The 12,853-nt window shown below is 42.0% G+C and carries 12 protein-coding genes, 1 tRNA gene and 1 other RNA gene; 11 read left to right on the top strand and 3 right to left on the bottom strand.

Going from position 1 to position 12,853, the window contains the following annotated elements; genetic code table 11:
• Nucleotide 1: 1 nt before the first annotated feature.
• A complete protein-coding gene (gene kduI / locus V7S75_RS10970; protein WP_459513874.1) occupies nucleotides 2–832 on the bottom strand; it encodes a 5-dehydro-4-deoxy-D-glucuronate isomerase in 831 nt (276 codons plus the stop codon).
• Between the two features lie 62 nt (nucleotides 833–894).
• Between kduI and V7S75_RS10965 the strand changes: the two genes are divergently transcribed.
• From V7S75_RS10965 to V7S75_RS10915, 11 genes are all read left to right on the top strand, one after another.
• Complete coding sequence (locus tag V7S75_RS10965; protein ID WP_459513873.1) at nucleotides 895–1,611, top strand: hypothetical protein; 717 nt, start codon at nucleotides 895–897, stop codon at nucleotides 1,609–1,611.
• A complete protein-coding gene (locus V7S75_RS10960; RefSeq protein ID WP_459513872.1) occupies nucleotides 1,601–2,344 on the top strand; it encodes a tRNA (adenosine(37)-N6)-dimethylallyltransferase in 744 nt (247 codons plus the stop codon). Before V7S75_RS10965 ends, V7S75_RS10960 begins: the two co-directional genes overlap by 11 nt.
• Nucleotides 2,345–2,409: 65 nt before the next feature.
• Nucleotides 2,410–2,494 (top strand) — tRNA-Ser (locus tag V7S75_RS10955).
• A gap of 60 nt (nucleotides 2,495–2,554) precedes the next feature.
• The gene (gene rsmI, locus V7S75_RS10950) at nucleotides 2,555–3,226 is read left to right on the top strand and encodes a 16S rRNA (cytidine(1402)-2'-O)-methyltransferase (RefSeq protein WP_459513870.1); all 672 of its coding nucleotides are present in this window, start codon (nucleotides 2,555–2,557) and stop codon (nucleotides 3,224–3,226) included.
• A 1-nt stretch (nucleotide 3,227) separates the two neighbouring features.
• Nucleotides 3,228–4,358 (top strand): Lnb N-terminal periplasmic domain-containing protein, encoded by a 1,131-nt coding sequence (locus tag V7S75_RS10945; protein ID WP_459513869.1) that lies wholly within the window; start codon nucleotides 3,228–3,230, stop codon nucleotides 4,356–4,358.
• A 47-nt stretch (nucleotides 4,359–4,405) separates the two neighbouring features.
• Entirely contained in the window at nucleotides 4,406–6,589 is a 2,184-nt protein-coding gene (locus tag V7S75_RS10940) for a carbohydrate binding family 9 domain-containing protein (RefSeq protein WP_459513867.1), read from the top strand.
• 1 nt (nucleotide 6,590) lies between these two features.
• Nucleotides 6,591–7,604: a threonine aldolase family protein gene (locus V7S75_RS10935; RefSeq protein ID WP_459513866.1), complete on the top strand. Its 1,014-nt coding sequence runs from the start codon at nucleotides 6,591–6,593 to the stop codon at nucleotides 7,602–7,604.
• A gap of 39 nt (nucleotides 7,605–7,643) precedes the next feature.
• Nucleotides 7,644–7,958 carry an L-rhamnose mutarotase gene (rhaM, locus tag V7S75_RS10930; protein ID WP_459513864.1) on the top strand — a complete coding sequence of 105 codons (315 nt, stop codon included), beginning with the start codon at nucleotides 7,644–7,646 and terminating at the stop codon, nucleotides 7,956–7,958.
• A 1-nt stretch (nucleotide 7,959) separates the two neighbouring features.
• Complete coding sequence (locus V7S75_RS10925; RefSeq protein WP_459513862.1) at nucleotides 7,960–9,072, top strand: glycoside hydrolase family 88/105 protein; 1,113 nt, start codon at nucleotides 7,960–7,962, stop codon at nucleotides 9,070–9,072.
• 1 nt (nucleotide 9,073) lies between these two features.
• Entirely contained in the window at nucleotides 9,074–11,155 is a 2,082-nt protein-coding gene (locus V7S75_RS10920) for a hypothetical protein (RefSeq protein ID WP_459513860.1), read from the top strand.
• A gap of 65 nt (nucleotides 11,156–11,220) precedes the next feature.
• Nucleotides 11,221–11,769: a hypothetical protein gene (locus tag V7S75_RS10915; protein ID WP_459513859.1), complete on the top strand. Its 549-nt coding sequence runs from the start codon at nucleotides 11,221–11,223 to the stop codon at nucleotides 11,767–11,769.
• A gap of 32 nt (nucleotides 11,770–11,801) precedes the next feature.
• On the opposite strand, the gene ssrA is transcribed toward V7S75_RS10915, so the two are convergent.
• Nucleotides 11,802–12,171: a transfer-messenger RNA gene (ssrA, locus tag V7S75_RS10910) on the bottom strand.
• A gap of 22 nt (nucleotides 12,172–12,193) precedes the next feature.
• Nucleotides 12,194–12,667, bottom strand: coding sequence for an Lrp/AsnC family transcriptional regulator (locus V7S75_RS10905; RefSeq protein ID WP_459513857.1), 474 nt, complete (start codon nucleotides 12,665–12,667; stop codon nucleotides 12,194–12,196).
• Between the last annotated feature and the right edge of the window lie 186 nt (nucleotides 12,668–12,853).

Here is a 12,853-nt window from a genome sequence, read left to right as displayed (position 1 = left end):
ATTATCGTAGTGCTGTAATTTCTGCAAAATCCATGTCGGTGTAATCTTTATTTTCACCCGCCATGCCCCAAATAAAAGAATAATTCTTTGTACCAGCTCCACTGTGAATCGACCACGGTGGTGAAATAATTGCCTGGTGATTGTGCACCCAAATGTGCTTGGTTTCATTTGTTTCGCCCATTAAATGCAATACCGCATGTTCAGGAGCAACATCGAAATATAGATAGGCTTCCATCCGACGATCATGTACGTGCGCTGGCATCGTATTCCAGACAGAACCCGGTTCCAAAATGGTTAATCCCATCACTAATTGACATGATTGAATTCCTTCATTATGAATATACTTGTAAATCGTCCGGTGATTAGATGTTTCTAAGCTTCCTAAAACAACCGTTTGAACTTGTTCTTTATCGAGTTTAGCACAAGGGAAAATTGCATGCGCCGGAGCTGATAAAATGTAGAATTGAGCCGGATTTTCGCTGAATTCAGAACGGAAACTCACTTCTTTGGTTCCTCTTCCTACATATACAGCGCCTAATTTGTCAATCGTAAAATCTACTCCATCTGCGGTAACGGTACCTTTGCCACCTACATTGATCACGCCCAATTCGCGGCGCTCTAAAAAGTATTCAGCACGTAATTTTTCAGGATTGGGTAAATGAAGCGTGTTAATCACGGGCATTGCTCCACCGATGATCATGCGATCATAAATCGTATAGGTTAAATTGATGTGATCCGCAGTGAAAATACGCTCAATTAAGAAATTATCTCTGATCTCTTGATTCGTAAAAGTGGAGACTTCCTTACGGCTCGCCTCAAATCGATAGTCCATTCGTTATGTTTTTTATTTGAAAGCGCCATTACGCCTAATTCTACTGTATATTTACACGTTTTATGCCAAAAGAGTTCCCAAATAGTCTCGCACATTTCCTGCTTTCCATCGGTTTTCAATCGATAGGAGAAGCTTTGTGGCTCCATGAAGAATCTAAGGTACGCGTAAAAGCGATGCCAGGAGACAGTCAGGAAGGAGATATTTGTATTTGGGAGGATCAGTGGGTGACAAGCCAGTTAGCGGTAGAAAAGCAACTCATCGCACGCGTGAAACCTTTGCGATCCGTTTTTGCACGCGATACGCGGATAGTTCCTATTGACGCGACAGTGGCGCGCGATTTTTTGGACAAAGAACACGTGAAGGGGTTTTTGAAAGGTTCACTTTATTTAGGATGTATCGTTCCGCCGCACCGCGTTTTTCGAGGGATTGAAAGTCCTTATACTTTTGAAGGTAACCCTTTATTAGCAGTTGCTGTTTTTGGTAAATCGATTACCATGAATGAACCAGGATTAGCGGGTTGTTTATCAGGTGAACTTATTGAAATTGCTACATTATCTAGCATCCGACTTGTAGGTGGATTAACTAAATTTCTTCAAGCTTATAAAGATCTAAACCCAGATTTGCATAATGTAATGACCTACGTGGACAAGGAATGGAACACAGGAAAGGGCTTTATGGCCGTTGGTTTTGAAAAAGTGGGCGATACAGAACCAATCCGATTTGGAACCACGAGAATCAATAAAGGTAATTTGAAATTGCGCTATGTCTATGGAAAATAAGGTCTTGGTACTTTTGGGGCCTACGGCTAGTGGGAAGACTTCTTTAGCCGTTGCGCTGGCGAATAAATTGGATGGGGAGATTGTTTCCGCAGATTCCCGACAAATTTACCAAGGGATGGATATCGGAACAGGAAAGGATTTAGCCGAATATGGAAGCGTGCCTTATCATTTGATCGATAATCATCAAATTGGAGATGTATATTCCGTCGCGCATTTTCAAAAAGAAGCGCTTGATGCGATTCAAGATATTACTTCCCGTGGTAAATTGCCAATTGTCTGTGGGGGTACGGGACTTTATTTAGAGTCTTTGATTAATCAATTTCAGTTTTCGCGCGTGCCGGATTTTTTAGAAGAATCCTTGAATTATGATTTAGATTTCCAAGTTTTTGGCTTGAATCCCGCTTTAGAAGTTCGTCGGGAACGAATCTCAAATCGTTTACATCATCGCTTGAAGGAAGGTTTAGTCGAAGAAGTTCAGGCACTATTGAATCGCGGTATTTCGCAGGATGCACTTAATTGGATGGGATTGGAATATAAATGGGCCGTTCATTTTTTGAACGGAGAGATCTCAAGGGATCGATTTGAGCAAGGGTTGGAAGTGGCGATTCATCAGTTTGCCAAACGTCAGATGACCTATTTTCGCAAGATGGAGAAAGCAGGAATTCCCATAACTTGGATTCCGGATGCCCTTGATTTTCAGGGGAAAAGAGCTTTTGTGATAAAAAATCTGTAATTTTTTTGTGGACTCACTTGTAAAATGTCCGAAAAGCACTTACTTTTGCAATCTCATTACGAGACAGAGAGTTGGCAGAGTGGTCGATTGCGGCAGTCTTGAAAACTGTTGACTGTTACAGGTCCGGGGGTTCGAATCCCTCACTCTCTACGGAAAGCGAAACGCAAGTTTCGCTTTTTTTGTTTCTAGCAATTTTGGCTAAATTCGAATATGAAATTATACTTGGTTCCTACGCCCATTGGCAATTTAGAAGATATCACCTTGCGTGCGATTCGTATTTTGGGCGAAGTAGATGCCATTTTAGCAGAAGATACCCGGACATCAGGATCTTTATTAAAGCACCTAAATATTTCCAAACCGCTTTATGCCCACCATGCGCACAATGAACATGCGGGCGTTGCCGGTATTGTTAATTTATTAAAAGAAGGGAAGTCTTTAGCGCTGATTTCTGATGCGGGAACTCCGGGTATTTCAGATCCCGGTTTTTTATTGGTCAAAGCCTGTGTCGAACAAGGAATCGAAGTGGAAACGCTTCCGGGTGCGACGGCTGTGATTCCAGCTTTGGTTAATTCGGGTTTCCCCATTGATCGTTTTGTGTTTGAGGGATTTTTGCCACATAAAAAAGGCCGACAAACCCGATGGAAAGCCATTGCGGAAGAGGAGCGGACAACGGTTTTATATGAATCACCGCATCGATTGGTGAAGGCATTGGAGCAAATGGTTGAGTTTGTGGGTGCTGAAAGACCTGTCATGGTAGCCAGAGAATTAAGTAAGATGCATGAGCAAATGGTTCGTGGGACGGCAGAAGATGTTTTGGCCTATTTTACGGCTCACCCAGATAAAGTTCGTGGAGAAATTGTCATTGTCATTGCCGGGAAATAACATGAAAAAGTTGCTGTTTTTGTTGTTGGTATCTTTTGGTTTACAGGCTCAATTAAGCCCACAGGCAGAAGTTTCCTTGATTACAATCGCTCCAGGAAAAGATCTGTATTCCGTTTTTGGGCATTCATCCATTTGGATTCAGGATCCTAACAATGGCATCGATCGGGTGTATAGTTATGGTACTTTTGATTTTGATACGGAATATTTCTATTGGAAATTCTTGAAGGGTACTTTGCCTTATACGATTTCGGTCAATTCCATGCAGACCATTTTGGATTATTATGGCCAAGTGGAACATCGGACGGTCAATATGCAGGTTTTGCACTTGAGTCCTTCAGAAAAAGATTTGATTTTTAATCGATTGGAAACCAACCTTTTGCCCGAAAATCGGGAGTATTCTTACAAGTTCTTTTACGATAATTGTGCCACGCGGATTCGCGATCAGGTAGAAGCAGTTTCAGGAAAAGCCTATGCGTGGGATGCGTATAAGCAGATTCAAGGTAAATCTTATCGAGATTGGATGAATGTCTATTTGAATGCCAACTCCTGGGAAGCGATTGGGATGAATTTAGCTTTAGGTGTTCCTGCCAATGTAATTGCATCAGCTTCTCAGTCTTGTTATTTGCCAGATAATTTTTTCGAAGCTACGAAATTAGCTCGTCGCGGTGGACAGCCTATCGCCGATGAACCTTTGGCATTATATCAGGCTCCTGCATCAACAGAAGCTGGTTTTGATTGGTTTGGGCCATTTACTCTTTTGAGTCTGTTGAGTCTTTTAGCCCTATTTTTCTCCTGGAAATCACCACGAGGTACTTATGCATTTGACGTGGTTTTGTATACCGTTTATGGTTTATTAGGCCTGTTTTTGTTTTTCCTGGCTGTAGGTACCGACCACATCGTTATGGGTTGGAATCCTGCCTCATTGGTGTTGTTTCCTTTACAATTTCCGTTGGTCTTTTGGTTCGCCAAAAATCCAGCTTGGAAACGTTATAATCAAGTAATGGCCCTATTTGCTTGTATAGGATTTGTATGGTGCCTAACGGAATCTTGGACACTTGTTTTCCCCTTGTTGCCGATACTAATTCGCACAATTTCTTTGGCTGTACGGTTAAAAGCGGTGAATAACGGATAGAGACCTTCCTAGGTATTGATTACCTTTGTTTTTTACTTCATCAAATTATGCTTAAAAAGATCTACATTTTCTTGTTGATCAGTACAACCGTAACTGCCCAAACCGTCTTTTCTCCCGCAGAAAAGCCTGTTGAATATCATCCATTACACATGGATGAAGCTATTAAAGCGGACGGTCACTTAGATGAATCTATTTGGAAAAAGGCAGCTGTAACTTATTTGGATTACCAAGTCGAGCCCTTTCAAGGCAACAAGGCAAGTTTTAAGACCGAGGTTCGGGTAGTTTATAATCATCAGTATTTATACGTAGGGGCTATTTTGCATGATACGATTGGTCGGAATAAATTTCGTGCTCCCAATCTAAAGCGGGATTATGAATTCATAGAAAATGATCTTTTTGGCATAGCGATAGACGGTTTTCAAGATAAACGAAATGCATTGGTCTTGCAGTCGAATGCATATGGGGCTCAGCGAGATTTGTTGTCTTTTGACGACCGACAGTTTGATATCAACTGGGATGGATTATATCGTGTTCGGACGCATCGAAGTGATACCGCATGGGTGGCTGAGTTTGCGATTCCTTGGCAAACCTTACGCTATCCCAAAACGCAAAAAGACCAAGTTCAAGATTGGGGAATCAATTTTTTTCGGGTTCGCAGGTCGAGCAATGAAATGACAGTTTGGTCACCTCACCCGCGTTCGATGAGTCCTTTGCGTATGGATTATGCGGGAAAATTAAAGGGAATAGTTCCTCCACCACCTACAGCGACTAATATTCGATTTATCCCGTATTTATTGACGAATACCCATCAAGATAATGAGGGTTCTGGATTTCAAGCGAAATTAGGAGGAGAGGTCAAGTGGGCAATCAGTCCAACTTCGGTGATGGATTTTACGTTTAATACGGATTTTGCGCAAGCGGATGTAGACCGACAAGTCAATAATATTTCGAGGTTTTCGGTATTTTTTCCAGAACGTAGGCAATTCTTTCTTGAAAACGCATCCTTGTTTTCTGCAGGATTAGCACCTATGGATCAGGTGATTGGGGGATCGATGTACATTCAGCCGTTTTTTAGTCGGTCGATTGGATTAGATGCTCAAGCACAAGCCATTCCCATTATTGCTGGTTCACGCATTGTTTATCGTTCTGAAAAACGCAACGTAGGAGCAATGCTTATACGTCAAGGCGAAGGGGATGGTGATCCATTTACGAATTTTGGTGTAGCCAGATATTCCGAGAATCTTGGAAGTAACAGTCGAATTGGAGGGGTTTTGACATCGAAAATTTCACCGACCAACCAGCAAACAACGAGCTCGATCGACGGTTTCGTTCGCTTCAATGATGTGTTATCATTCAGTGGCATGGTTTCCACGACGCAAGAATCCAAAACAGGCCAAACCGGTTTGGCTGAATATGCCCAGTTCTATTACAAGGGGAATTTTACGACGGCCTATTGGACACATACGGTCGTAACAGATCAATACAAACCTGCGATGGGCTTTGTTTCCCGGAGCAATATCATGTCAAATTCGCAAGGCTTTGAATTTAACATCCGGAAACCCTGGATGCCTTCGATGATTCGTTTTTGGGCTCCGGGAATTTATACCGAATTCTACCATAGTTTGAAAACCGGTAACTTGGTTGAACAACGGATTATGGGTAGTCCCATGTGGCTAGGTTTACAAAATGGCGGTGCCATCGGGATTTATGCGGAAGCCGCGCAGCAACATTTAGAAGAAAACTTTACTCCGGTTGGTATCACCATTTTACCTGGGAATTATTCTTATGTTCGGAAAGGGATTTTGCTTGCTAGCGATCCGAGTGCTAAATATTCAGGTTCTGCCGAATATGGTTGGGGTGGCTATTATAATGGGTCGTTACAATCAGTGGATTCTAAATTTCGCATTGCACCTATTCCCCATATCAACCTTGGATTATCTTGGAATTGGAGCAAATTTGAGCAAATGGGAGTAGCTCGTGAAACCAAAGAAGTGAATTTGTTGATGTTGGAAACACGTCTTGCGATTAATCCCCGCATCCAATTAATTGGATTTTATCAAAAGAATACGACCGATGATTTAAATGCCTTGAATTTGCGTTTTGCTTGGGAATACCAACCCTTGTCTTATGTTTATTTGGTGTTTAATCAATTGAATTATACAGGTGCAGACTTAAACAAGCAGCACGAGCAAACATTTTTGACTAAATTGTCTTTCCTTAAACAGTTTTAAGATGGAAATTGAATTACGCAGTGATACATTTACTTTACCTACACCCGGCATGCGAGAAGCTATGTTGCAGGCGCCGCTTGGGGATGATGTTTTTGGGGAGGACCCAACTGTAAATGCGCTGGAGGAAAAGGTGGCCAAGATGTTCGGCAAAGAAGCTGCCTTATTTTGTGTGTCAGGAACTCAGAGTAATCAAATTGCCATTTCTGTTCATGTGAGCAAAGGGCAAGAAGTGATTTGCGATGAATTAAGTCATATTTATTTGTACGAGGGTGGTGGAATTATGGCGAATGCGGGCGCTTCTGTAAAATTGCTGAAAGGTGATTTAGGCCGATTAACCGTTTCCCAAATTGCTGAGGCTATTTCTCCAGATGATATCCATGCATGCGAAAGTCGTCTAATAAGTTTAGAGAATACAGTTAACAAAGGAGGAGGAAGCGTCTACAGTTCTGATGAATTGCAAGCGATATCGGATTTTTGTCGGCAAACGCAAATCCCTTTACACCTTGACGGCGCACGTATCTTCAATGCCATGGCCGTGACGGGTCAAACGCCTTCACAGTTCGGTGCCTGGTTTGATACTATTTCGATCTGTTTATCCAAAGGTTTGGGTGCCCCCATAGGCTCCGTGTTAATAGGTTCAAAGGATTTTATCAAAAAAGCGCGCCGAGTTCGGAAGCGCTTAGGAGGCGGTTGGCGCCAAGCTGGTCTTTTAGCTGCGGCTGGTATCTATGCTTTGGATCACCAAGTAGAACGTTTGAAGGAAGATCATGCACGAGCGGCAGCTATCGCCAAGATTTGTACGAATTTACCTTGGGTTGACAGCATTTTGCCGGTGGTGACGAATATTGTGATTGTTCGATTAAAAGAAGGAATTCAAGCTAATGAGCAGGTGGCTGCTTTAAAGGCCAAAGGAATTCGTTGTGCTCCTTTCGGTCCGCAATACATCCGATTTGTAACGCATTTGAATTTTGATGATGCGGCATTAGCTGCCTTTGAAACCCAAATCAATCAGTAAAAAACCTTCGGCTTAGCCTTTATTGGAAAATGATATTCCATGCAGCGAAAAGCCTTTAAAATGTTCTTGCTTCCGGGTTTCGAAGCGGAATACAAAAAAAGACATGATGAAATTTGGCCTGATTTGGCCAAACTCCTGAAATCCGTCGGTATTCAGCACTATTCTATTTTCTTGGATGAAAAGACCTTGACGCTTTTTGCCTATTTGGAAGCGCCTGATTTAGCTTTGTTGGACTCCTTACCCGCGCATCCCGTGATGCAAAAATGGTGGAAATTCATGCGGGATATCATGTTGACGAACCCGGATAATTCTCCCGTGGCCATCGACATCCCATCCGTTTTTTACTTTGAATAAGATGTACAAAAAACTCTTTATATTGATTTTATTGCCTCTAGGCATGGTGTTTGCCAAACCGAGTAAAAAGGAGGTCTTGCAAAAGATGCATTTGGCGAATCGTTATTTCCAACAAAAATGGCCGGATGTGGGGCAACCCATCGTGAGTCCTGATAAAATCCGACCATCCAATATTTGGACGCGCGCGGTGTATTATGAAGGATTGATGGAGCTATATAAATTGGATCCTAAAGCTTCCGACTTGAAATACATGGTCGACTGGGGGAATTTTCATCAGTGGAGTTTACGCAATGGTGCTAAAACGCGTAATGCGGATGATCAAGCCTGTGGCCAAGTGTATATGGACCTGTTCTTGATGCAACGTGATTCAACACGTATTAAGCCAATCAAAGAGAATATTGATAACATGGTGGCAACGACAAAGGCCGACGATTGGTCTTGGATTGATTGTTTGCAGATGAGCATGCCTGTTTATACGCGTTTAGGGGTGATTTACAAGGATCCGCGCTACTTCCAAAAGATGTATGATTTGTATGCCTATACCAAATACAAACATGGTGGAAACGGTTTATATAATCCTGAGGAAAAATTATGGTGGCGCGATAAGGACTTTGTTCCGCCTTATAAGGAGCCCAATGGGGCGAATTGTTATTGGTCTCGCGGAAGTGCTTGGGTCTATGCGGCTTTGGTTCGAACCTTGGACTTATTACCACAAAATGATCCGCATCGGGCGGAATATTTAGCTGATTTTATCGCTCTTTCGCAAGCCCTGCCTGCTTTGCAGCGTCAAGATGGGTTTTGGAATGTGAGTTTGAAAGATCCCACGGATTTCGGCGGTCCAGAATTAACAGGAACGTCGCTGTTTGTTTATGGAATGGCTTGGGGCGTTAGAAAGGGTATTTTGCCAGCTCAAAAATATCAAACAGTCATTGATAAAGCTTGGAAAGGAATGTCAACCTGTGTACATCCAAATGGGTTTTTAGGCTATGTGCAGGGGACAGGAAAGGAGCCTAAAGATTCCCAACCGGTTACCTTTGACCATGTGCCCAATTTCGAAGATTTTGGTTTAGGTTGTTTTTTATTGGCAGGATCCGAGTTAATCCGCGCGAAATAAGATGCGCTGGCTGCCACTTATACTCCTTTCTTTTGCTTGTTTTGGGCAGAAGATAGATCGACGAAATGTGGTGGAACGCCATGTTGTTCAAATAAATTCTGCTGATACCTTAGCTTCATTATCCGTAGGAAACGGATCTTTTGCTTTCACGGTGGATATCACGGGTTTGCAATCTTTTCCTACAGCGTATGCCCAAGGAATCCCATTAGGAACGCAAAGTACCTGGGGCTGGCATGCTTTTCCCAATACATCACATTTTAAGCGATCCGAAACCTTTCGAAATGCCTTATATGCTGGCAGAAATGTATCCTATGCTTTGCAGGGGCATCAAAATGCTCGTAAAGATTCAGCAACCGAATATTTTCGGCAAAATCCGCATCGAGTTCATTTGGGGCATGTCGGTTTTCGCATCTTTTCAAAAGCAGGAAAGCTACTCGGATTAAAAGATTTACAAAGTATTTCACAGCAATTGAATCCCTATACTGGTGAAATTTTGTCTCATTTTGAGGTGGAAGGGGTACCCGTGGATGTAATTACATTTTCATCTCAAAATACCGACGATGTGCATGTACGAGTGAAATCTCATTTGTTTGAAACAGGCCAATTACGCTTTTATCTAGATTTCCCATTTCCAAGCCAACAATTTTTAGATGAAGGGGTGCTATACCAGTCGGCAGGCCATAGGAGCCAAATGCGTAGACTACATTCCAATATATTTGCTTTTAAGCATGTCTTAGATCAACTACAATATTCAACCTATATCCGAGCAAATGTTGGTCTGAAAGCAGCTCAAGTTTCGCCACATCAATATGAAATACTTACGAATGCAAATAATGAAGTGGAGCTTCAAGTAAGCTTTGGTCAAAATATACCTGTCAGTTTCGCGCGTGCTCGTGAAACAAATCATAAGGCCTATGTTCGTTATTGGAATTCAGGTGGGATGATTGATTTTGGCGATGTGAAAGATCACCGCGCAAAGGAATTAGAGCGTCGGATGATCTTATCCATGTATTTGACTAAGATTCAATCGACCGGCACGGAACCGCCGCAAGAGACAGGTTTGACTTATAATTCCTGGTACGGCCGACCGCATTTGGAAATGACTTGGTGGCATGTGATGCATTTTGGTTATTGGGGAAAGGCTGATTTATTGGCGAAATCTTTGCCCTGGTATTTGAAGAATTTTAAGAAGGCAGAGGCTTTAGCTCGTCGACAAGGTTTTGCGGGAGTTCGTTGGCAGAAAATGACGGATCCAGATGGGGGAGAGTCACCTTCGTCGGTAGGCTCATTTTTATTGTGGCAGCAACCGCATATCATTGATATGTTGGATTTAATTGCCAAAGGAAAGCCTTTGGCTTTTCAGAAACGGTATTTCAAATTAGTGAATGAAACAGCCCAAGGCATGTATTCGCTGATGCATTGGAATAAAGAAAAACAGGAATATCAATTAGGGCCAGGTTTTATTCCCGCGCAAGAATCATTGCCTTATGCAAGTACGTATAATGCACCTTTGGAATTGGCTCATTGGTTTCAAGGCTTGCAAAAGGCCCAAGCTTGGAGGCTACGATTGGGATTAAAGGCAGATAAGAATTGGGCTCATGCTTTAGCGCACTTTCCTACATTGCCTGAAAATGAAGGTATTTACCAAGCAGCAGCTGGAATAGGTGATGGTTTCCAGAATCCACGTTTTGTATCGGATCACCCTGCTGTATTAGGAGCCATGGGGATGCTTGATCCCTTGCCAACAACGGATACGTTAAAAATGCGAATTACGTTGGATAAAGTATTGAAAACTTGGAATTGGCCAAGTACATGGGGCTGGGATTATCCCTTGATGGCGATGACGGCGATTCGATTGAAAGATGCCGACTTGGCAATTAATTTATTGCTCGCACCACAAGAAAAGAATATGTATTTAGTGAATGGCCATAATTATCAGGATAAGCGCCTTCGTTTGTATTTGCCCGGGAATGGAGGTTTGTTGACAAGTTTGGCTTTCTTAGCTCGAGGTCAAATGGGTGATAATCAATTTGTTGGCTTTCCTGCCATCTGGCCAGTTCGAGTCGAAGGTTTCGGTAAATAATTGGATATTTTGTAGTTAAAATAGAACGAATATTCTAATTTTACCGATAACTAACAATTATTTACATGAAAAAGAATTTACTTGGAGCTTTTGTGGGCGGCTTGATACTGTTTGTTTGGCAGGCATTGTCCCACATGGCATTCAATTTACACGAGCCAAATCAGAAATATTCTGCAGGTCAAGATTCTGTGTTGGCAGCCCTTAAAACGCATATTAAGGAGCCAGGTGGGTATATATTACCTCGGATGAAAGATGAATTATCCATGGATCAAATGGAGTCTTTTACCAAGTCGATTCAAGGTAAACCCTGGGCAATGGTGCGATATTATCAAGCCTATGAAGTGGATATGAATTCCAATATGCTTCGCGGCTTGGCTGTTAATATTTTGTTGGCATTCTTATTGATTTGGATTATCAATCGACTGAAAGTGCCAAGCAAACAAACGATTTTAAGTTTAAGTATTGTAGTTGGATTTATCGCCTTCAGCAATATTTCCTACACGGAACACATTTGGTATCCTGTTTTTGATTTGCGTGCACAATTGATTGACGCGATTGTGGGTTGGGGCCTTACCGGAATATGGCTCGGCTATTGGATGACGAAAAGAAATTAAATTAAAAAAGCCCCTGACAATGGGGCTTTTTTTTGTGGAATCGGAGGGATTCGAACCCTCGTCCAAACCTAGAAACCGGAAGCTTTCTACACGTTTAGATTTGATCAATTTTCGATGCCCAACAGGTTCAGATCAGACCTTATTGAACACTTATCCGCTGGATACTAGTGAACGCTTAGCGAAATCGCATTCACCGACTCTGCATGGTCGACGCTCCAGCTTCCCTAGCGGCAGAGTTTGGCCGGGGTGGAACGATGGCAATTGGTTAGTCTATCAGACTAAGCAGCCATGGCATACGAAGTATTGCCAGCTATAATTCGAAGGTTTTTTTAACAGGAAATGCCTCCAACTCCCGACGTGCTTACAACCGACCTACATAAGCTGTCAAAACCGGTCGATCCCAAATGAATAACAAAGATACAAATTAAATTAAGGGCAATGCGGTTGTCGACTTAATTTCATCCATAACAAATAAACTACTGATGTGTGCCACGGATGGCAATACCGCTAATTTTTCTTGGTAAAAGCGGTTATAGCTTTCTACATCAGCACTCAGAACATTTAAATAGTAATCAAAGTTCCCTGATACCAAATGGCATGAAATAACCTCAGGAAAGGCCTTAATAGCTGCTTCGAATTCACTAAAGTTCTGACTGGTTTGTTTCTCCAAGGTTACCTGGCAATGTACGAGTAAACCTAAATTGAGCTTTTTGCGATTTAATAAACCGACATATCCCTTAATGTATCCATCTGATTCTAAGCGTTTTACACGGTCGTGTGTGGGGCTCAACGAGAGATTAACCTGTTCTGAAATTTCCTTGAGTGTTTTTTGGCTGTTTTCCTGAATTATTTTTAATATTTTAATATCTAGATCATCTAGTTGTTGATTTTTTGCCATAAAGTTTTCGGTTTATCAGTAATAAATTACGTAGTAAAAGTAATATTTTTTGTGTAATTATTTGATTGCCGTATTAATTTCTTATTTATAGGTTAATATCCAAAATATTTGTTGCTTGTGCTATATTTGTATCGTATTATACTTCATCAAAGGTAACGGCCAGCGGATTTTTCTGTTGGCCGTTCT

It is taken from the genome of Aquirufa sp. TARAVU-A1A (genome assembly GCF_054558675.1).
This window is presented reverse-complemented; position numbering and strand designations above follow the sequence as displayed.